This is a genomic window from Mucilaginibacter sp. UYP27 (genome assembly GCF_040547175.1).
Taxonomy (GTDB): domain Bacteria; phylum Bacteroidota; class Bacteroidia; order Sphingobacteriales; family Sphingobacteriaceae; genus Mucilaginibacter.
Genome location: NZ_JBEPPE010000011.1, coordinates 1 through 25688 on the forward strand (window position 1 = coordinate 1; position 25688 = coordinate 25688).

The window sequence follows — 25688 nt, forward strand, 5'->3', positions numbered from 1 at the left end:
GTGCATATAAGAAAGCGTCAGATACTCTCTTAAGATACTGAATTTCAGTATCATGCACAACTTATTTGATCTTTTTTAAACCGCACAACGGGTTATCGTAATTAGCACCGTATGACCGCTCGGTGCGGGTATTGGCAACATCTAAAGGCAACACATTGCGGAACTGGATCCGCTCGGCATCTTCGGTAAATACATTAGGGCCTTTGTATCCAAGGCCACCACCAAGGCGGGTAGACAAGTGCGGACTGATCTTCCATAACGCGGAGAGCTTAGGCAAAAACATAAAACCGTATTGATTATGGTAGTCACCGCGGATGCCGGTTTCAAGTGTAAAAGTTTTGCTAATATTCCAGGTGTTTTGGATGAACCCGCCAATAGTATTGTTTTGATAACTGCGCAAAGGGAAACTGCTGTTAGTGTCCTCATTAAATTTATCCGTAAGGAAATTAAGCCCAAACACCCAATCGGCCTTGGCCGTGTTGCTGATGTAATTAGCCTCGGAATAAGTGGACAACTGCTCGCCCGAGAAGCGGTAGCCCGGCAGGTTTATGGTACGGTCGTAAAAGCTAACGCTGTTTTTGAGTATGAGCTTTTGAGTGCCGTTTAGTTTGTGCACCAACTCGGCCTGGGTGCTGTAGCGGCCGGTTTTATTTTCCTCGAAGTAAGAATGCGCGGGGTCGTTGTCGCCTTGTATATAATGCAGATCGCCGCCTATCCTGTTCTCTAACGTGGCGTTAACGCCGGCGGTTAGGGTAGTTTTATTGTTGAAGTAAAAGTACAGCTTGGGGTTTAGTGTATAACGGTTAAATTTTGGAATGGCCGTCAAATCGATATCCGATGGATCATAAGCTGTACCGTGGTTATAGGCCGCGTAAACAGAAGCGCCTGTCTTATTAAACTTTTGAGCATAAAATATACTGGCATCTAACCCCAAAGCCGATGTACCGTTTAACAATAAGTTTAGCTGCCGTTCTTCAGTTGGTATTTTTGATACCAGGTTTACCAGCCCGGCAATTGCGCCGCCGCCGTACAGGGTAGACGATGAACCTTTTATCACTTCTACCTGTTTCAGATCTAACGGGGTAACCTGCAGCAAACCCAGGCCACCCGAGAAACCGGAGTACAACGGAAAACCATCGCGGATGATCTGCGTATATTTACCATCAAGCCCCTGGATGCGGATACTGGAGTTACCGCTTGTGGCCGATGTTTGCTGGGTTTGGATGCCTGTACTTTCGGCCAATACCATGCGGATATCGCCAGGTTTCATATTACTTTTTTCATCCAGTTCCTCGCCGGATATTACCTCTACCCTGGTAGGGATATTGGCAATAGTGCGACTGCTGCGCGTGGCAGATACCACCACTTCATTTAGTTCGTTTTCTTCGGCTTGCAGCAAAATCACCATAGGTTGTTGCCCGGTAAACGGGAAGTTGAGCGTATCAGTTCTGCTAACGTAACCAACGTAACGGAAATTGATTATTTGTTTTCCAGCGGGAATATTAATTAAGGTGACTATCCCCGCCGTATCGGCAGTAGCGGCAATGGTTGTACCCTGTATTTTTGAAGTGGCACCAATAAGCGGCAGATCTGTTGCCGCATCTTTTAAAACGGCATTAAATGTGTTTTGGGAATATACTGGAACAGTACAAAGCAGTGCTGTAATAAGCACAAGAAGTTTTTTCATGTTTTGTAATTAGAATTAATACTGAATGGCGACCCATATAAGGTCTTTGGTTGGTATTAACCTAATTTTGGCGGCTGCCATATAGCAAGCACCACATCCTTAACATTGGGTTGCTGATAAGCCGGGTAACTTTGCATCAGTTTAGCAGAATTTGCCGGTAAGGTAATGGTTGCGGTTTTGGCAACGGTGAAACCCGCGCAGGTACCACAAGAGAAGAATGGCGAGCAGCCCGCGCAATCTTTGGCGTTACTTGCAGCACCTTGCTCCGTTTTAACGCCCGTATCGCAATCGCTATCTGTACAGCATGGCTTTACCGATAGAAAAAAAACAACAAATGAAAATAGGATGCAAAGTAGTTTCACAACGCAAAAGTATCATTTTAAATTTACGGGGGTAATTAAGTTACATGGCAAGCGTGGTGCCTTCCTGCAACAGTTCTGTATAGGTATAAAATTTGCGGAGCGGCAAGCTGGTATTGTAGAAAATTTTTACCCGCATAGCCTTTAAGCCAAATACGCCTTGCAGGTCCTCCACCTCAAGTAGTTCTACTTCGCTATCCAGCATGTTTTTGGTTTGCAGGAAACGGATATAATTAAGGTATTCTACCTCTTCCTCGTGGTTAGAGTACACGATGGTAAGTTTGCCAACCGTTGTAAGGCGGTCGGTACTGCCTTTTATAAAGGCCTTGTCTATCCTTTTTTTAACAATCTCGAACCGGGCGTTATACGTACCATCTACATCAAATCGTTTTTCATCCATCCGGAAACGGATAGACATTGGCAGGCTGAACACCAATATTAGCGAAGTAACATCAAGCGGATAAGGCAGGGTGCTTTTCATAAAATAATGTTCAAGTTCCATCTCGCAAAGCACTTGTAATTGCCATAAGCGCAGGTTGTACAGGCTACTCATATTAAATACCTTGCCGGGGGCTATCGACGCCCCTATGTACATGTTGTGTTCTATACCATCCGTTTTAAAACGTTCAAAATAATGCGGATAAGCTTCCTGTGCCTGTACTTGCGCCCTATCCAGCAATTGGGCCATCTTCTCGTTTATAAGCGATACCGTAGTTTCGTACTTGCGGCGGTTTTGGTGAAAATCGCCCTGCTTATCTGCTTTTTCGAAGTAATTATCAATGGCGGCTTTATCCCTTACCGGCAGGTCACAAGCTTCTTTTAATAATGGGTTGATATGCGTTTCCAGGTAGTTCTGGATATGCTGCTCTGTATCGGCCCGGAGAGAATTTTGCACATCCATAACCAATTCTTGCAGGTTACGCACGTTTTGCTCCAGGTTATCATCATTTACCTGCCCTTTTAGGCGCTCTACAATAGGGATAAGCGCCGTTAGCTGATCCTGCAGATCTAATTGTACACTGTGGTTGCGGGTATCTGATGATCCTTTAATATCTATTTGACCATAAAGCGGGTACACATCATGGAAACTTACTTCCTTTAAGGCGTATTCCTTTTTAAGGGTTTTATTTTTAATAAATTTTACCGCCTCTTTTTTAAATTTCCAGTAAACGCTTGGGTGGATAGTTGTGTATTCGTCTTGTATAAGCGCCTGCACCTGGTTTTGCATATTGGTGTATTGCTTATCAATGGTATCGGTAATGTAAGGCATTACTATCTCCAATTGATTAGCGTTAATACTGTTCAGTTCGCCAATATTGGAAGATACCAGTTCTATAATACCCAGTAGGTGCCCGTTCTTAACCACGGGGGCCAATATCATACTTTGTATTCCCTGGTCAACAAAGCGCTGCGCCATGATGTTCTCCGGTTCTTCCTTTAAAAACTTGCCAATATCAGATACCGCGAAGTATGTGCGCTCTTCTACCAGTTGCACCAACCAGCGCACACATATATCGTCAAAGCACTGCTCTTCGATATCTTCCGGCAGTAAAAAGCTCCTTAGTTTTGGGTTGAATGTGGCTTTGGTGAAAGTATTATCGGCGTCATTAAACGAGGTAAAACCAACTTTCAGGTCGGCTATCTTATATATGGAACGGAAGACTTCTATAATGTTAGTTCTCAGATCTGCGCTATAATCCGCGCCAAGTAATGTGCCTTTTAATGATGATACCGCATTCTCTACCGTTGCATCAAACAGGTTTATCATGGCAAAACCCCTCAAAACCCAGCTATCTGCAGGGAAGTATTTTTTCCAAAGGCTAATGTCGGTGTAGTTATCACGAAGCAGCTCAATATCTTGCGGCGTAAGCACGGGTGCGCCCGGTGCAGGCTCCACGTCCATAAAATCGGCATTATATAGTATGCGGTAATGTTTCATTACCCCTTTTGCATCGGGGATGTCATAAAACCACGGGCGGGCGAAATTAAAATTGGTTCCGTAAAATTCGTTCAGGATAATACAGCAGCTGCTCACATAAACCTGGTGTTCGGTAAAATCCCTAATGTTAATATCAAACGCGTCGCCTGCCTCTCCCAATATCTTTTGCAAGCGATTAGTCTGGTTAAAAAGCATATCCTGGAAAGGAACGGTTATGGCTTTGATCTCATTATTGGTTAATGCCTCGGGGAAAATATCTGCAGTAAGGCGTTTAATAAGGCCGGCGTGTGCTTCAATTTGAGCAGCCTCAGTCATGCCGTAAATCAGTTCGGGGTATGGGGCTACCTCATCAAGTAACTCCTGCGCAAGTGCAGACCGCATGCCGTTATTTAAAGCGGCTTGTTCTTTCAACCGGTCTATCAGTATGTGAAATGATATCCGGATCTGGAACGGGCTGTCTGCAAATGGTTTAAGGGTCATATATTATTAAATGGCATTAAATGCCACGTCAAAAATTCGAAAGCAAATTTAGCTATTATATTAAACAGAACATTTTATTAAAAAATGTTTATGACTTAATATAACGTTACACAGGCGTTTAGCGCCTTATGCCCCGCAACAACAACGCCGTACCTACACCAATTGATGCACCAGCGGCTACATCGGTAGGGTAATGTTCGCCAAGGTACATTCGTGAATAACTCACCGAGCCTGCCCACAAAAACGCGGGGGCTATAACATACCATTTTGGATACGCATTTGATAATGCCATGGCCGTAGAGAATGTACTTGCCGCATGCCCGGACGGGAACGAGGTGCTGCTTGCCCTGTAAACAGGCACAATATTAATATTCTGCACAAAAGGCCTCGGGCGTTTTACTAAGTGTTTTAATAACAACATCACTCCGTATGATATGGCCGTACTGCTGGCCACATAAAGCGAGTTTTGGCGCATTTGCTTGTCGTTAGTTACAATACCGCCAACCAACAATGCAGCGGGCACACCAACGTCGCCATATTTATAGGTACGCGATAAGAACAGCATCACATCTGTTTGGGGCGGCGAGCGATGATCTTGCAGATCAAGCATTATTCTGTCATCAAACTGTTGAATTTGGTTCTGTGCTACCGATTTAAAAGCCCCCGGCAAAGCTGTAATAAGCTGTATAACAACAAATACAGGAAGGAAGTATTTATTACAGATGAACCCCATGAATGCGCGGCTAAAAATTTAATTTTATATTTACCAAAGTAAATAATATTTACGGCGCAAAAGGTCAGACACGGGTAATAAAAACGTGTTAGGCATAACAGCTTTTTACATCTAAACGCACATCATGAACTACCCCGAGTTACTGCACCAGATCAGGGAATACGCGTTATCGTATTACAAGGCACACGGTGATGATAAATTATACTACCACGACAAAGGCCACACCGAAGGCATGGTAGCTGCCGCTATGCAAATTGGCAACCACTACCAGCTTAACGACCGCGACTTTTTTATTGTACAGGCTACTGCGTGGTTCCATGACCTGGGCTACATGGTTGATATGGAACACCATGAAGCACAAAGCGCGGTGCTTGCAGAAAACTTTTTGCAAAAACAAAACGTGCCCGAGTCTGATATTGATGATATAAAGGGCTGTATAATGGCTACTAAAATGCCTCAAAAGCCCGTTACGCTTTTAGATAAGATCATTTGCGACGCCGACCTTTTCCACTTAGGCAGCGATGATTTTGGCAAAAACGACAAGCGCCTTTTAAAAGAGGTAAGGGCTTTACATAACCCCGAGCTAAGTAAAAAGGACTGGCGTAAAAAAACCCTTAAATTTTTAGAAGAGCACCATTACCATACCGATTATGCCCAGGTTTTGCTAAACGATGGTAAGCAGGCCAACATCCAAGCATTGAAAGATAAAATTGCATCAGACGAAGATAAAGTTTCCGAAAAAGAAGAAAAAGAAACCGGAAAACGTACCCAAACCATGTTATTAGCCGATAAATCATCCGATGACGAATCTGAAGAGAAAAAGAATAAAAAAAAGGAGGAACGCCCGGAGAAGGGCATTGAGACCATGTTCAGGATCAGCTCCAGCAACCATCAGCGTTTGAGCGACATGGCCGATAATAAAGCCCACATCATGATAACGGTTAACTCCATTATCCTATCGGCGGTTATCAGTTTGTTGCTCCGTAAACTTACCGAGTATGAATATTTGGCTATCCCAACCTTCATCCTGTTATCTATCAGTTTGCTGGCCATGACCTTCTCTATCCTGGCTACCCGCCCGTCTATCCCAACAGGTATTTTTCAACGCAGCGATGTGGACGAGAAGAAAGTAAACCTGCTTTTTTTTGGTAATTTTTATAAAATGCCTTTAGAAGATTACACCTACGGCATGGTAAAAATGATGGAAGATAAAGAGTTTTTATATGGCAGTTTAATTAAGGATGTATATTTCCAGGGTGTGGTGCTCGGTAAAAAGTACCGTTTGCTACGTGTAGCTTATAACATATTTATGTTTGGGTTGATAGCTTCTGTAGTGGCATTTATCATCGCATCTATTTTATATAACAACGGCCATAAATAAGCATGCTAAACCCAAAATACTTTAACAGGGACCTAAGCTGGCTTAGCTTTAACGGCCGTGTGCTGGATGAAGCCGGCTCTGCTGCCGTGCCATTGGTAGAGCGGATCAGGTTCCTTTCTATCTACTCGTCAAACCTTGATGAGTTTTACCGCGTGCGGATGCCTGTGTTGAGGGCGCTAAAAAATATCGGCCAAAAAGCAGACAATACTATTGATGCCAATGAGCAGGAAACCATCCTACAGCAAGCTATGGCTACCGTGCTCACTCAGCAAAAGCACTTTGGCCAGATCCTGACCACACAGCTTATACCCGAATTAAAAGCTAATAAAATAAAACTCCTTTATAACGAAGAGTTGCCCCCAAGTCTGGAGAAAGAGGTTGCAGATTATTTTCTGTCGGAGGTTTTGGCATTTTTACAACCGGTTGCGTTAAATGAGGATACCGAGTTTTTTCCGCAAAATAACAAACTGTATTTCGTAATTCAGCTGCGCGATGGTGAAGACGAAAAGTTGATGCTGCTTAACATCCCGTCGGATGAGTTGCCGCGTTTTTTCTCTACCAAATGCGATGGCGAGCAGTTTATTTGTTTCCTGGATGATATTATCCGCTTTAATCTTAACAAGCTCTTTAAAACCCAAACTGTAGAGGGTTGCTATAGCATAAAAATAACCCGCGATGCTGAGCTTGACCTGAAGGACGAATACCCCGGTGGTCTATCTGAACAGATAGAAAAACAGCTGCAAAAACGCGACAATGGGCTTGCCACTCGTTTTTTGCACCCCGCAAATATGCCGTTGCGCATTTTGCAATTGATAGTACAACATCTTGGTTTAGAAAACGCAAGTAGTGTGCAGGGCGGCAGGTACCATAACCTGAAAGATTTTTATGGTTTGCCGGTAAACAGCCCCGCCCTGCTTTACGATAAATGGCCGGCTGTAAGCCTGTTTCTGCCAAACGATGAGCCGCTGGTAAATGCCATGGCAAAGCACGACCTGCTGGTAAATGCGCCTTATCAATCGTACCATACCATATTGCGCTTTTTTAACGAGGCCGCTAACAACCCCGATGTTGAAGAAATAAACGTTACCCTTTACCGCGTAGCCAGCGATTCTAAAATTGTGAACGCGCTTATCAGCGCGGCAAAAAACGGCAAAAAGGTAAATGTGGTGGTAGAATTAAAAGCCAGGTTTGATGAGGCCAATAACCTAAAGTGGGCCAAAAAATTAAAGAACGCCGGTGCCGAAATTATTTACAGTGTAACCGCTTTAAAGGTACACGCCAAAGTAGCGTTGGTTAAAACCCGCAAGGGCGACCGCATCTCCTACTCGGGCCTGATGGCTACGGGTAACTTTAACGAGGGTACCGCCAAATTTTATACCGACCAAATCCTGCTTACCACCAACCCCGATCTGCTGCGCGAGGTGGAATTACTTTTTATTTTTTTAGCTAAACGCGAAAAACCAAAAGAGGATAACCAGATAAACTTTCAGCATTTGCTGGTTGCCGGTTTTAATCTTCAAAAAGGTTTTTTAAAGTTAATAGACCGCGAGATAGAACTGGCCACACAAGGCAAGCCCGCTTCCATAATCATTAAAATGAACAACCTGGAAGAAAGGGTGATGATAGATAAGCTCTATGAAGCATCACAGGCGGGGGTTAAGATCCAGCTTATTATCCGTGGTATTTGCTGTTTAATACCGGGCATAACAGACATGAGCGAGAACATCAGCATAAAACGTATTGTTGACCGCTATCTGGAACATGGCCGTATCGTCATCTTTAATAACAACGGCAACCCGGAAATTTTCATGGGCTCGGCAGACTGGATGAACCGTAATATTTACCACCGCGTAGAGGTTTGTTTCCCTATTTATGCCGATCATATCAAACAGCAATTAACAGCACTGGTTAATTTTCAACTAAGGGATAATGTACAGGCGGTTGAAATAGATAGTCATCTAAACCAAAACAAGCCCCAAATAACGGGCGAACGCGTGCAGTCGCAGCAGGCCATTTATCAATATTTAACCCCCGACAAATAGTATGAAAGCAGCAGCCATAATTCCCCTTTTACTTATAGGCATTATAGGAACATCTTGCAGCCAGGAAAAAAAGAAATCGAAAAAAGCCGAAGCACCTGCTGTTGCTACAAGCAGTAGCGCCGCCCCCGCACCTTACGATTTCAATAATCCTGTAAAATATAATATGGGGACAGATCTGCTCGAGATCTCGGGCATTGCGTTCAACAACGGCGACGCAAGCACAATTTATGCAGAGCAGGATGAAGAAGGTAAGATCTTTTCGTTCCGCCCCGGGGATAGCAAGGTAAATCAGGCCACCTTTGGCAAACCCGGCGATTACGAAGATGTGGCAGTGCTAAATAACTTTGCTGTTATATTACGGAGCGATGGTTCACTTTTCACATCTCCGCTTGCGGAGGTTAAGGCAGGCAAAATAAACAACGTTAAAGAATTTAAAAAGATCTTACCCGACGGCGAGTACGAAGGCCTGCACGCCGCCGATGGTAAGTTATATATATTGTGTAAGCAATGTGCCGGTACCAACCACAACAAACAAGATAACGGTTATGTCTACAACATGGCCGCGGATGGTACAGTTAACGCCGCCGGCGAGTTCACTATTGATGTAGAAAAAATTGCCGCGCAGGTTGGCAAAGGCAAAATGAAGTTCCATCCATCGGCACTGGCTAAAAACCCTGTTACGAAACAATGGTATGTGCTGTCATCGGTAAACAAACTAATAGTGGTGCTTGACGGGCAATGGAACGTTTTGCAGGCCTACCCTATTAGCGGCAAGGTGTTCTTACAACCCGAGGGCATCGCATTTGACAGCGATGGCAACTTATACATATCTAACGAGGGTGACAAAATAACACCCGGTAATATTTTGATATTCAAGCCAAAAACCTAAAACGACCCGATACTATAAATACTAAACCCTATCCCTATGCTACGAAAAATATTTATCACAATTATAGTAGTGCCTGCCGCATTATCGTATAGCAACGCGCAAAAAGCACCGCCGCCAACGGTTGTTTTCAGGGATAGCATAGTTGTAAAAGTACACCCAAAATATAACGAAGGAGGCGGCATCCACCGCTGGTTCTTTGGCAAAAATTACCGTAACGAATGGGCTGCCGCTGTAAAACTTCCTATTATCCGCATATCTGAAATTTATGGGGGCTTAACGCCCGAGAAAGAGGGCGGCGGCATGCAATCAAAATCACTGCGGCTTAAAGATAAAAGCGGTAAGGAATGGGTGATTCGCAGTGTGGAGAAAACACCGGATAAACTGGTTCCCGAAAGCCTGCGCCAGACCTTCGCGGTAGATTGGCTGGACGATGCGCTGAGCGGCCAGCACCCGTTCTCGGCATTGGTTGTTCCGCCATTGGCAAATGCTGTTAATGTACCGCATGCTAACCCTGTTATTGGTGTTGTAGTTGACGACCCTGCCCTTGGCGAATACAACAAGGTGTTTGCCAACCTGGTTTGCCTGCTGGAAGAGCGCGAGCCGATTGGAAAATCTGACAATACCCTAAAAATGCTGGAGAACCTTGTAAAGGATAACGATAACAGTTTTGATGGTGAAAGCTTTCTTCGTGCCCGCATGCTGGATATGCTGATTGGCGACTGGGACCGCCATGAGGACCAATGGCGCTGGGCCGAAACTAAAAAAGACAAAGGCAAGGGTTACGTTGGCGTCCCCCGCGACCGCGACCAGGTGTTTCACCTTGAGGAAGGTTTACTGCCGGATATTGCCGCTTTGCCTTATGTAAACCCGGTTTTAGGGGATTTTACATCCATCCCCAACTATAGGTTTGGCATATATAAAACCCGTTTCATAAACGCCTATCCTGATGCGCAAATGTCGCATGCGCAATGGATGAAAATTGCCAACGACTTTGTAGCCTCCGAAACAGATGAGGTGTTCGAAAAAGCCCTTCGGCTGCTGCCGGGCGATACCTATAAAATGGGGCATGACGTACTGCTGGCAAAATTGAAAGCCCGCCGCGCGCTTATCCCGGCTACCATGGATAAGTACTACCATTACATATCGCACATCCTGGATATCCGCCTGAGCGACAAGAACGAAAAGGTGGTTATAACAGGGATGCCGGATAGCAGCCTGCGCATCCAGGTAAACAAAATCAATAAAGATGGCGAAGTAAAAGACGTACTGATGGACATTGCCTACGAGCCAAAATACACTAAAGAAATTAGGCTTTATGCATCCGGTGGTGACGACAAAATCACCATCGATAACACCACCTCGCCTATAAATCTGCGGGTAATAGGCGGTAATGACGGAAATAAGGTTTATAACGTGGTACGATCAGCCAATAAAGTGCGCGTTTATGATATCCCCACCGCTAAATTTGAGGGTTTGGACAACAGGCTAAGCAAACATATCTCGGCCGATACCAGCAACACCCGCTTTGTGCGCACAAACCCATACAATTTATGGATGCCACTTATAAACGGTGCATTAAATGCCGATGATGGCTTATTGATTGGCGCGGGGTTCAAATACATTAAAAATGACGGCTTCCGTAAGCTGCCATACGCCAGTTCGCAAAGTTTTATGTTAACGCATGCCTTTGCTACAGATGCCTTTCGTGTTAATTATACAGGCGAATGGATAGAAGCCATTGGCAAAGCCGACCTTGTTTTAAGGGTAAACGCGCAAGCACCGGATAATACCGCCAATTTTTTTGGGTTAGGTAACGAAACAACGCTTGATAAGGTACAACCAAGGTACCGCAGGTTTTACCGCGCCCGTTTTGATACCTACGAAGTTGACCCCGCACTGCGGTGGCATACCGGTAAAAACAGCACAATAAGTGCAGGCCCTTCGTTCCAGTTTTACCATTTAAATTTAGAAGATAACGCGGGCAGGTTAATTAGTAACAGCTCGCTAATTGGCTCTTTTGATAGTGTTACCGTTGATAGAGACAAGGCGCACGTTGGCCTGTCGTTAAACTTTAACAGCAACCAGCGTGTTGGCGGTATTTTGCCAAGGGGTGGTTATTACATTAACATTAGTTTGCAAGGTTATACCGGCCTAAACAATTACTCTGCAGATTATCTGCAGATCCGCCCGGAATTTACTTTCTATCAAAAGCTTACCGGCAATGCATCGGTGGTATTATCAGACCGGATTGGTGGTGGTATCAGCGTGGGTAAACCTGCCTTTTACCAGTCAATGTTTTTGGGTGGGCAGGGCAATTTACTGGGCTATCTGCAGTACCGTTTCGCAGGCAAACACATGGTTTATAATAATCTGCAGGCAAGGGTAAAACTATTTGATATAGCCAGCTACATAGTGCCGGGTCAATTTGGCCTAAGCGGCTTTTACGATACAGGCCGTGTTTGGGTCGATGACGACAGATCTGACAAATGGCACCATGGCGTTGGCGGCGGCGTATATTTTTCGCCGGGCGGCTTAACCATTTTACAGGTTTTAGCGGGCCATTCTACCGAGGGTTGGTACCCATACGTTTCACTAAACTTTAGAATTTAATAATTAATATTTTATCATTTTACGATAAATTACGGCCAGCTAAGTGTTTAAAATACACTATTTGCGCAGCGCCCCGTTTATAGCTAAACGGGCGCTTTTGTCATACCACTATCTCAACTACTGACTTTTGTCATGCCAAAGTTAAATAGTAAATTTGGTTGACGATATTCGTCAACTTGGTTTACCTTTGTTGTGTTATTAATCACAGCAATGAAAACGTTAACCCTACCTCAGCAAAGCATCAGCAATCTTTTCAAAAGAAATACTGACCATACCGCTGTTTCACAAAACACCGTATCTACCTCAACTTTAGGCAGCAAAAACAGCATGTCTGCAAGCCAGTACATCATCAGCGCGTTGGAAGAAGGGTTTAAACAAAACTTTTTAGGTGCTGATATTGATATGGAGTTTTTAACCCTTACTGTTCGCAGCTATGCAACATCAACGGTTAAAGCTATCCGCAAAATGACGGCTAAACCTGCCAAACAACAAAACGTCAACCAAACCTCTATCTAATCTCACAATAAAATGAAAACACTTTTTACTCAAATAGTTAATAAAATTGCAGTGCTGCTTTTGGTGCTGCTTTCGTCGTTTACGGCGCTACATGCACAAACCATTGTGCGCGGTGTGGTAACAGATGCCAAAACAAAACAGCCAATGAGTTACGTAACCGTAACTTTTGCAGGCACCACACAAGGCGCAGGCACCAATGGCCAGGGCCATTACAGTATCTCCACTACCGATGCAAGCATCAACCAGATCAAGGTATCTTTTGTAGGTTACCGCACCGCTACACGTGCTGTTACCCCCGGGCAGGACCAAACCATTAACATCGCACTTACCGAAGATAACCACTCGTTAAGCGAGGTGGTTGTAAAATCGGCCAAAAAGAAAAAATACACCAATAAGAATAACCCCGCTGTCGAACTGATCCGCCAGGTAATTGCCCACAAAGCACAAAACCAGGTTGAGAATTATAACTATGCCGAGTACAAACAGTACGAACGCATGAACTTTTCGTTAAGTAACCTAAGCGATAAATTCCGCAGTAAAAAGATCTTTAAGAACTATCAGTTCCTGTTCCGCGAGCAGGATTCTACCGCTATAGGTGGCAAAACATTGCTGCCGATGTACCAGGAAGAAAAAACATCTGACAACTACTTCCGCAAGGCGCCATTCGCTAAAAAGCAGATCATCACCGCCAACAAACAAGTAAAATACGACGAGAATTTTGTAGATAACCAGGGCCTTACCGCATACTTTAACCGTATGTACCAGGATATCAACATCTATGACAACAACGTATCACTGTTAAGCAACCAGTTGTTAAGCCCTATCGCTAACGGCTCTCCCGAATTTTACAAGTTCTTTATTACTGATACACTTAAAGATGTACAGCCGAACCTTATCGAGCTAAGCTTTACACCACGCAACACCAACAACCTTTTATTCGAGGGTAAAATATATATCACGATGGATGGCAACTACGCCGTTCAAAACGCGCACTTAACCGTTAATAAAAACATCAACCTTAACTTTGTAAGGCAAATGCAGGCCGACTTGTCGTTCGAGAAGAACAACGACGGCCGTTACCACCTTAACCAAAGCGACCTGAAGATCGAGTTTGGTATCAACAAAGAAAAAGGCGGCGGTATATATGGCGAACGCCTGGTTACGGTGAGCAACTTTGTGATCAACAACGCGCGTACCAACGATACCTATAAAGGCCCTGCACAAGTTATAGCGCTAAACGCAGAGGACAAAGACGATACCTACTGGCAAATGACCCGCCCCGATACTTTAGACGCGGCATCGGCAAGTATCTATAAGAACATCGATAGCTTGCAAACCATCCCATCGTTCAAAAAAACAATGGATATTGCAACGCTGGTTTTAGCCGGTTATAAAAACTATGGCACATTTGAAGTTGGCCCTGCCAATACATTCTACAGCTTTAACCCGGTAGAAGGTTTCCGCGTTCGTTTAGGCGGCCGTACCACCCCTACCCTTAGTAAACGTGTTTACTTTGAAACGTACGGTGCTTACGGTGTACGCGACGAAAAATTCAAATACTTTTTAAGCAGTACTTACTCGCTTAACAACAAATCTATCTATTCGTTCCCGCAAAACTACGTAAGGGCAAGTTTCCAGCACGATACCAAAATACCGGGCCAGGAACTGCAGTTTGTACAGGAAAGCAACTTCCTGCTATCATTTAAACGCGGTGCAAATGATATATGGTTGTATAACGACATTTTGAGGTTTGATTATGTGCACGAGTTTACCAACCACTTATCGTACACTTTAGGTTTCAAAAAATGGAACCAGACACCTGCAGGTGCATTACAATATCAAAACCTGTTGCCAAATGGCGCTTTAAACAATGTAGACCTGATCCAGACCACCGAGTTATCGGCACAGATCCGTTGGGCACCACATGAGAAATTTTATCAGGGTAAACTTTACCGCACTCCAATACCTGACAAATATCCCGTGTTTACCTTGAACTATACACAAGGTATTAAAGGTGTATTTGGTGGCGAATACAATTACCAAAACGTAATGGGTAACATCAGCAAACGTTTTTACCTTTCGCAGTTAGGTTTTACCGATGTTACTACCGAGGGTGGTGTTGTGTTTGGCAAGGTGCCATTCCCGTTATTGGATATCCACCACGCCAACCAGACCTACGCGTTCCAGCTGCAATCATATAACTTAATGAACTTCCAGGAATTTGTGAGCGACCACTACGCCAGCATCGCTATCGACCATAACTTTAACGGCTTTTTGTTTAACCGCATCCCGTTGTTGAAAAAACTGAAACTGCGCGAGATAATAGATGTAAAAAGCCTTTGGGGCGGTGTACGTACAGAAAACAACCCTAACAGCGACCCATCGTTACTGCGTTTCCCGGGTGCATTAAATGGCGGTGCGGGCACTTATGCCTTAGGCAGCACACCCTATGTTGAGGGCAGCATAGGTGTAGGTAACATATTTAAATTGCTACGTGTAGATTTTGTAAAGAGGTTTACCTACCTGGATAACCCGGGTGCACCAAGATACGGTGTGAGGTTCTTTGTCAAATTTGACTTTTAATTATATAAATTCGTAAACCAGGTTGACATTTAATTGTTAATAGTACTATCATGGCAGAAACTTGTGTAATGACCGAAGAAACAAAAAAGGTTGCCCCAAAGCTGGTGTACTTGCTTAAGCGCCTTTTGGACGAGTGGATGAGCAAAAAGCTTTGCCGTATAGACCAGCCGGGTTTTAACAGCGCGCATTTGCCACTGTTTATGAGCATAGGCAAAACGGGGATCTCCAATAACGAGCTGGCCGCCAAAATGAACGTGAGCAAACAAGCCACCAGTAAAATGGTAAAAGAGCTGGAAGCCATTAATATGGTACGCAGCGAGAAAAGCATTGATGATGCCCGTGTGGTAATGTTGTATTTTACCACCGAAGGCGAGGCATTCTATTATAACTTAAAGAAACAGGTTGCCGACCTTGAAGATCAGTATAAAAAAGTTGCAGGTACCAAAAATTACGAAATCGCTATTGAAGTGATGCTGAAACTTGTAAAGTTTCATGAAGACAATAACTGCACAGGTTAATAATCATAAATTAATTAGGAATTTAATAAGCAAATGACATTAGGATGAAACGGTTTATTATTTACCGTTGTACATTTGCTTAACACTGTTAAATAATCTAATAGGGGTAAATAAAATGGCCAGCAAGGATAGGATATTACGATTGAAAGAGGAAACCAGGGTGAACATCCTGGAGGCCGCTTTGCAAATTGTTAAAGCAGAAGGATGGCAGGCCCTGAGTATGCGTAAAATAGCAGACGTTATTGAATATACCGCCCCTATTATTTACGAATACTTCGCCAACAAAGAGGCAATACTTTTAGAACTTAACCGCCAGGGTTATTTAAAATTATCAAAGCAATTACAGGAAGCTAAAGACAAACACACCTCACCGGCAAACCAGCTGGAAGAAATGTGGCTTAGCTATTGGAATTTTGCCTTTGCAAACAAAGAGCTTTATCAGGGTATGTTTGGCATCACAACCAGTTGCGCCTGTAAAATGGTGAACGAACTGCCCGAGGCAGAATTACCATGGGATATTATTTCGGCATCTATTGGCGAATTGATGAACATTCAGGATATGGATTCGGATATCATTTGTACCAAGTACTATACTTTTTGGTCGGTAGTACATGGGTTAGTTTCTATTAACCTGCTGGACCGCGGCGACTCTGATAAAATAAACAGACAAGTGTTAAGGGATGCTATCACCGGCATAATAAGGTCTATCACCCCTTAATTTTTTTCTAAACATTTAAACATCGTTAAATTATCTAACGGTGCTAAATTAACGTTAACAAATATAAAACTCACATCACATGGAAACTATAATCACCTCCACATTAAGGCACTTAACAGTGTTAAATAATCTACCAATGTTAATAACTAACTTTTGTTGCCGTTAGCTACGGTGATAATTAACCGAAAAACTCAAACATATAATATCGGATACAACAATACTTATAAGCATGTACAATACAACAAAAACAACTGACACCATATATATTAACAGCCTCCGGGCTGCACTCACTCCCATTAACTCACCATCAAAACTAATCATCATGAAAATTATCTTAGCAGCGATCATCGCCATTTCCATATTCAGTTGCGGGCCAAAGCAGCAGGCGCCACAGGCACCACCCCCACCGGCATTACCCGTAGCGGCAGTAACAACAGGTAACCAAACAACTTACCAGGAATACCCTGCATCTATAGAAGGTACCGTAAACGTTGAAGTACGCCCACAGGTAAGCGGTTCATTAGATAAAGTATTTGTTGACGAAGGCGCTTTTGTAAGCGCAGGCCAACCGATATTTAAAATAAACGAACAACCGTTCCGCGCTGCATTAAACAACGCGTTAGCTAGTTTACACGCGGCAGAAGCATCACAGGGTAACGCCCAGATAGAGGTTGATAAACTTACCCCCCTTGTTGCAAACAAAGTAATATCAGAATACCAGTTGAAAACAGCGAAAGCGACCTACCAGGTAGCAAAAGCAAATATCGAATCGGCCAAAGCCAACGTTGCAACCGCGCAGATCAATTTAGGTTATACCTTAATAAAAGCACCGGTTAGCGGTTACATTGGCCGTTTGTTAAAAAAACAAGGCAGCCTTGTTTCGCCACAGGATGTTGAAGCGTTAACCCAACTGTCTGACGTGCACGAAGTACACGTTTATTTCGCCCTTGGCGAAAAAGACTTTGTAGGCTTTAAAGACCGGTACGAAGGCAGCACCATTAAGGATAAACTTAAACACCTGCCAGCAGTAAGCTTACTATTAGCCGATGGCAGCGAATACGCCAAAGCAGGTAAAATAGATGTAATAGACGGTCAGTTTGATAAAAATACCGGCGCCATTACAGTAAGGGCAACCTTTGCAAACCCCCAAGGCTTATTACGCTCGGGAAATACAGGTAAGGTTAGGTTAAGCCTGCCGCATCCAAACACATTGATAATACCTCAATCGGCTACCATCGAAATGCAGGATAAGATCTTCGTATTTGCATTGGCAGATAGCAACAAGGTTAAAAAATTACCTATTACGATTGAAGGCACAAGCGGCGAAAACTACCTGGTTAAAGATGGCGTTAAAGCCGGTGACCAAATAGTGCTAAGCGGTATCGACAAATTGCAGGAAGGAATGGTTATAGCCCCGCAAAAATCTGCAGACAAAGCAGTTGCTGTAGCTAAAAACTAATCTGAGAATAGACACAAGAATTTAAGAATCAAGAAACAAGATATGAGGAATTGGGGTGATGCCGTAGGGTGTCTTGTCTCCTGCTTCCTCATATCCTGCCTCTCTAAATAAAAAAATCATGTTTAAGAAATTCATAGAAAGGCCGGTATTATCAACCGTTATCTCCATATTGTTGGTGATAGTAGGTATACTTGGCCTAACCAAATTGCCCTTAGAGCGTTTCCCCAATATTGCCCCGCCTGCAGTGTTGGTAACCGCTGTTTACCCGGGCGCAAATGCCGAAACGATATTACGGTCGGTAACACCTTCCCTGGAAGAAGCAATTAACGGTGTAGAAGGCATGACTTACATGACATCTACCGCCAGTAACGACGGTTCACTTGGTATCACCGTTTACTTTAAACAAGGCACTAACCCAGATCAGGCAGCCGTAAACGTGCAAAACCGCGTTTCGCAGGCTACAAGCCAATTACCTGCCGAGGTTGTTCAATATGGTATCACCACCACTAAACAGCAAAATAGCTTTATTGGTGCGATGGCCATTTATACCGATGATCCAAAAAAATACGACGCGACCTTTGTTGCCAACTACGCGCAGATCAACATAGTACCCGAAATAAAACGTATCCCCGGCGTGGGTTCGGCACAGGTATTTGGCGGTGTAAAAGATTACAGCATGCGTGTTTGGTTAAACCCGGCACAAATGGCGACTTATAAAATTACCCCTGCCGAAGTTATGGCCGCCATTCAGGATAAAAACGTTGAAGCTGCCCCGGGCCGTTTTGGCGAGCGTAGTGATAAATCATTCGAGTACGTAATTAAGTATAAAGGTAAACTCACCAAACCCGAGGAATACCAGAATATTGCCATTCGTTCTAACGCAGATGGTTCGGTATTGCATTTAAAAGATGTGGCGCGTGTTGAATTGGGTGCATACTCATACAACAGCTATAGCAACCTAAACGGCAAGGATGGTGTTATTATCGGTATCATCCAGCTATCGGGTTCTAACGCGAACGAGATCCAGATCCAAATTGATAAACTGATGGAAAAAGCCGCTAAGAGCTTCCCTATCGGCATCAAATACAACCAGTTCTATCGTACCAAAACAGATCTGGACGAATCTATAACCCAAGTAGAGCATACATTAATAGAAGCCTTTGTGCTTGTATTTATAGTAGTATTTATTTTCCTTCAGGATTTCCGTTCTACGCTTATCCCGGCTATAGCCGTCCCGGTGGCTATTATCGGTACGTTCTTCTTTATGCAATTGTTCGGGTTCTCTATTAACCTGTTAACGTTGTTCGCGCTCGTACTCGCTATTGGTATTGTGGTGGATGATGCCATTGTGGTTGTCGAGGCCGTGCACGCCAAAATGGAGCACGACCCAAGCCTCAGCCCTAAAAAGGCAACTACCGAAGCAATGCACGAAATAACCGGTGCTATTATATCCATCACCCTGGTAATGGCTGCAGTGTTCCTGCCCGTAAGTTTTATGAGCGGTTCTGCCGGTATCTTCTACAAACAGTTTGCGTTGACCATGGCTATAGCCATTATCATATCGGCTGTTAACGCCTTAACCTTAAGCCCTGCTTTGGCTGCGCTTTTCTTAAAGAACAAGCACACTGCTGATGGGCACAACGCACCAAAAAAAGGTTTCGTAGACAAGTTTTACGCGGGCTTTAACGGCGGTTTCAACTTCATCACCAACAGGTATGTTGGCGGGTTAAAATTACTTATCAAAAATAAATGGATAAGCCTGGCCGGCCTTGGGTTGGTTATTGTTGCCACCGTATTTATGGTGGGCCGCACAAAAACCGGCTTTATACCTACCGAAGATCAGGGCTTTGTGGCCATAGCGGTTTCAACCCCATCGGGTACATCGTTAAACGGTACTAACAAGATCTTCAAACAAGCCGAAGAACAGTTGAAAACACTGCCGTCTGCAAGGTTCGTTACCGCGCTATCGGGTTTCAACTTCTTAACACAGTCAAGCAGCCCGTCGGCAGGTGTTATCTTCCTGTTATTAAAACCTACGCATGAACGTGGCGATGTAAAAAATATCGACGAGATCCAAAACATTGTACGTGGCAAATTAGGTGCTGTACCGGGTGGAACATTCTTCGTGTTCAGTTTCCCAACTGTACCGGGCTTTAGCAATGTGGAAGCTTTGGATGTGATGCTGCAGGATAAAACCAACGGCAAACTGGATAAGTTTAGCGGCATTGCCAACAACTTCATCGCCAAGGTGATGCAGAAACCGGCAGTTGCCTACGCCTTTACATCATACAAAGCCGACTACCCGCAATTGCAATTAGAAATTGACGACGAAAAGGCCAACCAGCTTGGTGTAAGTGTTAAAGATATCTTATCAACCATGCAGGCCTACTTCGGTACCGCGCAAGCGTCAGACTTTAACCGCTTCGGTAAATATTACCGTGTGGTTGTGCAAGCTGATATCGCCGACCGTACCGACCCTACAACTATCGACCGTGTGTTTGTGAAAAACAAAGCAGGCGAAACCGTGCCTATCAACACCCTGGTTAAATTAACCCGTGTGTATGGTTCAGAAACCGCATCGCGTTATAACCTGTTCAACTCTATCGAGGTGAACGCTATCCCTAAACCGGGCTACAGCTCGGGTGATGCTATTGAGGCTATCAGGCAGACAGCAAAAGAAGAGTTGCCGGAGGGTTACGCTTACGAGTTCTCGGGCCAAACCCGTGAGGAGATCTCATCAGGCGGGCAGTCTACAGTGGTATTCCTGCTGTGTTTGGTGTTCGTTTACTTCCTGTTATCTGCGCAGTACGAAAGTTACATCCTGCCATTGGCTGTGATCCTTTCTATCCCTACAGGTTTGTTTGGTGTGTTTGCCGTACTTGGATTAACCGGTATAGAAAACAACATCTACGTACAGGTAGCGCTTATCATGCTTATCGGTTTGCTGGCCAAGAATGCCATCCTTATCATAGAGTTCGCGGTGCAGAAACGCAAGTCGGGTATGAGCCTGGTCAATTCAGCCATCGAAGCTGCAAGATTAAGGATCCGTCCTATTGTGATGACATCACTTGCCTTCGTATTCGGGTTATTCCCAATGAGTATAGCAACAGGGCCGTCTGCACAGGGTAACCACTCTATCAGTATCGGTGCTGCCGGCGGTATGGTATCTGGTGTAATATTAGGATTATTAATTATCCCGGTACTGTTTGTGATCTTCCAGCATTTGCAGGAAAAAGTTAGCGGCACACCGTTATCACGCCATCTGGATAAAAATTACAACCCGGATGCTAAGCCTACAGAAATAGCAGAAGCACATTAAAAGGTCTTACTCACCCCGACTACGCTTCGCTGGTCGACCCTCTCTGCTTTGCAAAGAGGGTGAAAAAGTCAAGTCCTCTTTCCGCTTACGGAGAGAGGGTGGTCAAGCGAAGCAATGACCGGGTGAGTAAATCGCAGAGTAGAAAACATTCAATAACAACCGATCCGTTATACCCCTCTCCCCTGGAGTGGGGTTGGGGAAAGGCTAAAAACATAACACAATGAAAAGATACATCAACACATTCGCCTTTATGCTGTTAATGGCATTAAGCGCATGTAAGGTTTCAAAAGATATTGAAACGCCCAAACCTGCATTGCCCGTGGCATTCAGGAATGCAGCTACTACCGATACTACCAGCATTGCAGATATACAGTGGAAAAGCTTTTTTACTGATCCTACCCTGCAAAAGTTGATAGATACTGCCATTGTAAATAATTACGATATGCAGATAGCGGTAAAAAACATTGAGTCCTCGCGATTACTATTTGCCCAGGTAAAATGGAACTATACCCCTACCGTAAACCTTAACGTTACGGCAAGCACCAGCCGCCCAAGCGACAACAGCCTGAACGGTTTAAGCCTGGGCGCATTTGGCGTAGGCACTAAACATATCGAAGATTACTCGGCCAACCTTGATTTATCGTGGGAAGCTGATATCTGGGGTAAGATCCGCAACCAAAACAAAGCCGCTTTAGTGCAATATTTGCAAACTGCCGAGGCTAAAAAAGCCATCCAGACCAACATCGTAGCCGGTGTATCGCAAGGGTACTATAACCTGCTGATGCTGGACGAGCAATTGACTATCGCCCAAAAGAATGTAAAGCTGAACGATAGCACACTGCGCATTATCCGTTTGCAGTTTGATGCAGGCCAGGTAACTTCATTAGCAGTGCAACAAGCCGACGCGCAACGCCAGGCAGCAGCCCAATTGGTACCCCAGTTTGAGCAGAATATCACTATTCAGGAAAACGCATTGCGTATTTTAACAGGTACACTGCCAGATAGGATAGAACGCAGCAATACCCTAAGCAACCTGCAAATTGCCGATAACCTGCCATCGGGCTTACCATCGGCCATTGTTAGCCGCAGGCCCGATGTAAGATCTGCCGAGTTAGCTTTGAACATCTCTAACGCAAACGTTGGCATCACAAAAGCTAATATGTACCCGGCATTAACTATCAGCGCATCCGGTGGGGTTAATAGCTTCAAAGCAAGCAACTGGTTTAACATCCCGGCTTCGTTATTTGGTTCCGTTTTGGGTGGTTTAACCCAGCCATTGTTCAACAAAAAAAGGTTGAGGACACAATACGAAGTTGCGAAAATAGATCGCGAAAAAACAGTAATACAATTCCGCCAGTCGGTATTGAACGCCGTTGGCGAGGTATCTGATGCTTTGGTATCTATCGAAAAGTTAAAAACACAGCAAACCATAGCAGCTAACAGGGTAACTACCCTGCAGCAGGCAACCGGCAATGCCAATATGTTATTCAAAAATGGTTTGGCAACTTACCTGGAGGTGATAACCGCACAGGGTAACGTACTGCAAAGCGAATTGGAACTGGCGTCCATCAAACGTGCGCAGCTCAGCGCCGTATCCAACCTGTACCGCTCTTTAGGCGGTGGCTGGAGATAAAAATACCCATTGATGAGTGATGAGTGATAAGCCGCTTTACCGGGGTTCCCCCCTGGTGAGCGGCTTTGTTATTTTGTACTGTCCCGTTTTTGTGACCAACGTGTGGGACACTTACGTAACACTATGATATACAATAAATTAAGTTTTTATAGATTCATCAAAAATAAAACAATCCCTTCATATAAAATACATATGTATCTGTATATGAATTATTTATATATTTTATATAAGATTTCTCATTAATCAAAAAATGGTACAGAATGGGACACCGTGGTACACCCCTCCGTTTTGATTATCTATCAGCAATAATTACGGCTAGGTACAGGCATAAAAAAGTAATTGCTACGCCAATAAAAGCCACCAGGATAACCCTGCCCCATCCAAATAAACCTTCGCCACCTGCGGTGTAAACTATAATTTGGCTTCCCTGAAAATGATCTGCCATGTAATAGGCGGTCCAACCGTATGCTAACGGAAAAATATAGTTAGGGATTTTAACGTCAGCGGGTATTGCAACAATACCGCCGGCAATTATAATTGTAGCTGCAATCCCGTAGATCCAGGAAGCCCTCGCCCTACCCTTGTCGCCAAAAGCTTTGTAGTTTTCGGCAAAATAGTAACCCGCCACAATTGGCCCGCCTAAAAATGTACCAAAACGGATCTGCGTTGTGCTAAACACCCTGGGTTTTATAACTGCTTCGGCTACCTGTTGTTCCTGCTGGATTTCCATTGAATTATTAGATGGTATAAATTTATATGATTTTAATGGCGATGGCATAATAAAGGTTAGCGCGTACATATTATTAAGTGCCAAAAGTCTAAACACAGTCAGCATATTATATATTAGTTCATAAACTGCAATTTATTTTTAATTAAAGATATTATTACGATATTACTATTGTTTAATATACGAGTACTTAATTGAATATATTTATAATTAACAAGTTGGTACATAATGTTACGCAACTATTCTTTTCACCGCTATGCCACGATCTTAAATATATTAAAGATCGTTTAATACTCCCTTCCAAAAAATTTTAGCGATGCAAAACGCGATAAGTACTTCACTTTACAGCCCGGCCCCTTTACCCGGAAAATTAAGATCTATAACCTTAACGGGTTTTATAAGTATCACCATAGGCTCTTTAGTATTAACCGGCTGGATATTCCACATAGCTATTTTACAAGCTGTGTTACCAAAGTTTGTTTCAATGAAGGTTAATACAGCTATCGAATTCATTTTAGTGGGGTTTGCCTTGCTGGTTACACAATTCAAAATCAGAAAAAGCCACCTGATCATCGCGCGTATCTTGTATTTAACTGTTATTGTGATCGGCTTTGCTTCGTTAATTGAGAGTATATTCCAATTTAATTTAGATATAGACGAACTATTTTTTGCTGATACAGCTGCTGTTAACCAACATTTATCTTACCCCGGGCGGATGTCTCTAATAACTGCTGTTTGTTTTATTTTGCTGGGCTGCTCGTTTTGGGGTTTTACAACTAAGTCGAATATTAACCATATCATTTCTCAATACTGCTTAAACTTTGTAACAGCCATTTCTGCTGTGGCCATAATAGGATATTTATACGGCTTATCGTCATTTTACAGCATTAGTTATGCGGGATCAATACCTATACATACCGCGTTCTTATTGTTTTTAATATCGCTTACCGCAAGCTGGCTTCAGCCCTCTATAGGGATAAATGAATTATTCGCCGGTAAGCTTGTAGGCAATGTTATGGCTAAAAGGGTTCTTATTATTGCTGTTTTTATAATCCTATTTTTTGGAATTCTAAGTTTAATAGGCAGGCATTTTAAGTTGTTCTCTTTTAAGAATGGTATGAGTTTACTCATTATTGGTTTTATATGCGCCGGATTTGTGATGGTTTGGAACATGGCCCGGTGGATGAACAAACTTGATACGGGGCGCCGTGATGCCGAAACAGAGGTAGCATTGATGAATGATCAGCTTGAACTTAGGGTGAAACAACGGTCAGACAAATTAACCATCCTGATGGCAAAATACCGCGAAACCGAAGCTAAATTTAAGGCTGCTTTTGAACATTCTGCCATAGGGACAGCTTTGGTAACCTTAAAAGGCAAGTGGTTTCAGGTAAACAGAAGTTTATGTGATATGATGGGTTACAAAGAACAAGAACTGCTTACTATGTCAATCGATAGTATTTACGGCGATAACCGGATGGTTAATCCACATCAGGAAAATGAGCTGTCAGCCATTTTTAGCAACCCTGGCAAAATTGAAAGGCGCTATAAATGTAAAGACAAATCTATCGTATGGATATCTGTAAATACCGCGGCGGTTAACAACAAAAAAGGTGGCGCAATTTACTTTGTTAGCCAATTTGAAGATATAACCAACCGCAAAAATGCAGAAATAAACCTTAAAGCTGCATACAAGGATATTGAAAACCACGTAAAAACCATACAAGGGCTTGCCTGGAAACAATCGCATATGATCCGCCGCCCGTTAGCCAACCTACAGGGCCTTACCGGCCTCTTGAAGGACGATAATTTAGATAGCGAAGTTTTGGTTCATATCGAAAAAGAGTTGATCGCTTTAGATAAGATAATTATTGAAATGGCTGAAGATGCGAGATGCAAAGGCATCAAAAAAATCGTAGCCAAAAAACGGTCCTTCAAAAAGCCGGTAAAAATTACCTAAGGTAAAAATGGCATTTATACTTGAAGCATCAATTTATCTGCTCCCAAAAAATAAATTCATCGATAACAAAATCCTCAAAAATTCCCTATATTTATACAAGGGCGCATTTTGACAGCTGCCAGGCTGCAACACCCG

18 protein-coding genes are annotated in these 25688 nt (G+C 43.6%); 12 read left to right on the forward strand and 6 right to left on the reverse strand.

Annotated features, from left to right (window positions below):
• Window positions 1-61: 61 nt before the first annotated feature.
• The 4 genes from ABIB39_RS20465 to ABIB39_RS20480 form a co-directional block, all read right to left on the reverse strand.
• The gene (locus tag ABIB39_RS20465) at window positions 62-1687 is read right to left on the reverse strand and encodes a TonB-dependent receptor (RefSeq protein ID WP_354432041.1); all 1626 of its coding nucleotides are present in this window, start codon (window positions 1685-1687) and stop codon (window positions 62-64) included.
• A 56-nt stretch (window positions 1688-1743) separates the two neighbouring features.
• Complete coding sequence (locus tag ABIB39_RS20470) at window positions 1744-2049, reverse strand: DUF6660 family protein (protein WP_354432042.1); 306 nt, start codon at window positions 2047-2049, stop codon at window positions 1744-1746.
• 40 nt (window positions 2050-2089) lie between these two features.
• A complete protein-coding gene (locus ABIB39_RS20475; RefSeq protein ID WP_354432043.1) occupies window positions 2090-4465 on the reverse strand; it encodes a GAF domain-containing protein in 2376 nt (791 codons plus the stop codon).
• Between the two features lie 118 nt (window positions 4466-4583).
• Complete coding sequence (locus ABIB39_RS20480; protein WP_354432044.1) at window positions 4584-5198, reverse strand: phosphatase PAP2 family protein; 615 nt, start codon at window positions 5196-5198, stop codon at window positions 4584-4586.
• Between the two features lie 124 nt (window positions 5199-5322).
• Between ABIB39_RS20480 and ABIB39_RS20485 the strand changes: the two genes are divergently transcribed.
• The 11 genes from ABIB39_RS20485 (at window position 5323) to ABIB39_RS20535 (ending at window position 22866) form a co-directional block, all read left to right on the forward strand.
• On the forward strand, window positions 5323-6579 hold the full coding sequence (locus ABIB39_RS20485) for a Pycsar system effector family protein (RefSeq protein WP_354432045.1): 1257 nt from the start codon (window positions 5323-5325) through the stop codon (window positions 6577-6579).
• Between the two features lie 2 nt (window positions 6580-6581).
• Window positions 6582-8621 (forward strand): polyphosphate kinase 1, encoded by a 2040-nt coding sequence (gene ppk1 / locus ABIB39_RS20490; protein ID WP_354432046.1) that lies wholly within the window; start codon window positions 6582-6584, stop codon window positions 8619-8621.
• A 1-nt stretch (window position 8622) separates the two neighbouring features.
• On the forward strand, window positions 8623-9510 hold the full coding sequence (locus tag ABIB39_RS20495) for an SdiA-regulated domain-containing protein (protein WP_354432047.1): 888 nt from the start codon (window positions 8623-8625) through the stop codon (window positions 9508-9510).
• Between the two features lie 36 nt (window positions 9511-9546).
• Window positions 9547-12120 (forward strand): BamA/TamA family outer membrane protein, encoded by a 2574-nt coding sequence (locus tag ABIB39_RS20500; protein ID WP_354432048.1) that lies wholly within the window; start codon window positions 9547-9549, stop codon window positions 12118-12120.
• Between the two features lie 210 nt (window positions 12121-12330).
• A complete protein-coding gene (locus ABIB39_RS20505; RefSeq protein WP_354432049.1) occupies window positions 12331-12636 on the forward strand; it encodes a hypothetical protein in 306 nt (101 codons plus the stop codon).
• Between the two features lie 12 nt (window positions 12637-12648).
• Window positions 12649-15219, forward strand: a complete 2571-nt coding sequence (locus ABIB39_RS20510) for a DUF5686 and carboxypeptidase-like regulatory domain-containing protein (RefSeq protein WP_354432050.1) — start codon at window positions 12649-12651, stop codon at window positions 15217-15219.
• Between the two features lie 50 nt (window positions 15220-15269).
• Window positions 15270-15737, forward strand: coding sequence for a MarR family winged helix-turn-helix transcriptional regulator (locus ABIB39_RS20515; protein WP_354432051.1), 468 nt, complete (start codon window positions 15270-15272; stop codon window positions 15735-15737).
• Window positions 15738-15852: 115 nt separating this feature from the next.
• Window positions 15853-16455 (forward strand): TetR/AcrR family transcriptional regulator, encoded by a 603-nt coding sequence (locus tag ABIB39_RS20520; protein WP_354432052.1) that lies wholly within the window; start codon window positions 15853-15855, stop codon window positions 16453-16455.
• Between the two features lie 322 nt (window positions 16456-16777).
• The gene (locus ABIB39_RS20525; protein WP_354432053.1) at window positions 16778-17914 is read left to right on the forward strand and encodes an efflux RND transporter periplasmic adaptor subunit; all 1137 of its coding nucleotides are present in this window, start codon (window positions 16778-16780) and stop codon (window positions 17912-17914) included.
• Window positions 17915-18032: 118 nt separating this feature from the next.
• Window positions 18033-21233, forward strand: coding sequence for an efflux RND transporter permease subunit (locus ABIB39_RS20530; RefSeq protein ID WP_354432054.1), 3201 nt, complete (start codon window positions 18033-18035; stop codon window positions 21231-21233).
• 220 nt (window positions 21234-21453) lie between these two features.
• Window positions 21454-22866: an efflux transporter outer membrane subunit gene (locus ABIB39_RS20535; protein ID WP_354432055.1), complete on the forward strand. Its 1413-nt coding sequence runs from the start codon at window positions 21454-21456 to the stop codon at window positions 22864-22866.
• A 292-nt stretch (window positions 22867-23158) separates the two neighbouring features.
• Here the strand turns inward: ABIB39_RS20535 and ABIB39_RS20540 are convergent, their stop codons facing one another.
• A complete protein-coding gene (locus ABIB39_RS20540) occupies window positions 23159-23596 on the reverse strand; it encodes a hypothetical protein (protein ID WP_354432056.1) in 438 nt (145 codons plus the stop codon).
• Between the two features lie 339 nt (window positions 23597-23935).
• Window positions 23936-24106: a hypothetical protein gene (locus ABIB39_RS20545; protein ID WP_354432057.1), complete on the reverse strand. Its 171-nt coding sequence runs from the start codon at window positions 24104-24106 to the stop codon at window positions 23936-23938.
• Window positions 24107-24710: 604 nt separating this feature from the next.
• Between ABIB39_RS20545 and ABIB39_RS20550 the strand changes: the two genes are divergently transcribed.
• On the forward strand, window positions 24711-25553 hold the full coding sequence (locus tag ABIB39_RS20550) for a PAS domain S-box protein (protein ID WP_354432058.1): 843 nt from the start codon (window positions 24711-24713) through the stop codon (window positions 25551-25553).
• Window positions 25554-25688: the final 135 nt, after the last annotated feature.

Excerpts from the sequence above, each read along its gene's own strand:
- ABIB39_RS20465 (WP_354432041.1), bottom strand. The coding sequence starts at position 1,687 with ATGAAAAAACTTCTTGTGCTTATTACAGCACTGCTTTGTACTGTTCCA.
- ABIB39_RS20475 (WP_354432043.1), bottom strand. The coding sequence starts at position 4,465 with ATGACCCTTAAACCATTTGCAGACAGCCCGTTCCAGATCCGGATATCA.
- ABIB39_RS20480 (WP_354432044.1), bottom strand. The coding sequence starts at position 5,198 with ATGGGGTTCATCTGTAATAAATACTTCCTTCCTGTATTTGTTGTTATA.
- ABIB39_RS20485 (WP_354432045.1), top strand. The coding sequence starts at position 5,323 with ATGAACTACCCCGAGTTACTGCACCAGATCAGGGAATACGCGTTATCG.
- ppk1 (WP_354432046.1), top strand. The coding sequence starts at position 6,582 with ATGCTAAACCCAAAATACTTTAACAGGGACCTAAGCTGGCTTAGCTTT.
- ABIB39_RS20495 (WP_354432047.1), top strand. The coding sequence starts at position 8,623 with ATGAAAGCAGCAGCCATAATTCCCCTTTTACTTATAGGCATTATAGGA.
- ABIB39_RS20500 (WP_354432048.1), top strand. The coding sequence starts at position 9,547 with ATGCTACGAAAAATATTTATCACAATTATAGTAGTGCCTGCCGCATTA.
- ABIB39_RS20505 (WP_354432049.1), top strand. The coding sequence starts at position 12,331 with ATGAAAACGTTAACCCTACCTCAGCAAAGCATCAGCAATCTTTTCAAA.
- ABIB39_RS20510 (WP_354432050.1), top strand. The coding sequence starts at position 12,649 with ATGAAAACACTTTTTACTCAAATAGTTAATAAAATTGCAGTGCTGCTT.
- ABIB39_RS20515 (WP_354432051.1), top strand. The coding sequence starts at position 15,270 with ATGGCAGAAACTTGTGTAATGACCGAAGAAACAAAAAAGGTTGCCCCA.
- ABIB39_RS20520 (WP_354432052.1), top strand. The coding sequence starts at position 15,853 with ATGGCCAGCAAGGATAGGATATTACGATTGAAAGAGGAAACCAGGGTG.
- ABIB39_RS20525 (WP_354432053.1), top strand. The coding sequence starts at position 16,778 with ATGAAAATTATCTTAGCAGCGATCATCGCCATTTCCATATTCAGTTGC.
- ABIB39_RS20530 (WP_354432054.1), top strand. The coding sequence starts at position 18,033 with ATGTTTAAGAAATTCATAGAAAGGCCGGTATTATCAACCGTTATCTCC.
- ABIB39_RS20535 (WP_354432055.1), top strand. The coding sequence starts at position 21,454 with ATGAAAAGATACATCAACACATTCGCCTTTATGCTGTTAATGGCATTA.
- ABIB39_RS20540 (WP_354432056.1), bottom strand. The coding sequence starts at position 23,596 with ATGGAAATCCAGCAGGAACAACAGGTAGCCGAAGCAGTTATAAAACCC.
- ABIB39_RS20545 (WP_354432057.1), bottom strand. The coding sequence starts at position 24,106 with ATGAATTCGATAGCTGTATTAACCTTCATTGAAACAAACTTTGGTAAC.
- ABIB39_RS20550 (WP_354432058.1), top strand. The coding sequence starts at position 24,711 with ATGAGTTTACTCATTATTGGTTTTATATGCGCCGGATTTGTGATGGTT.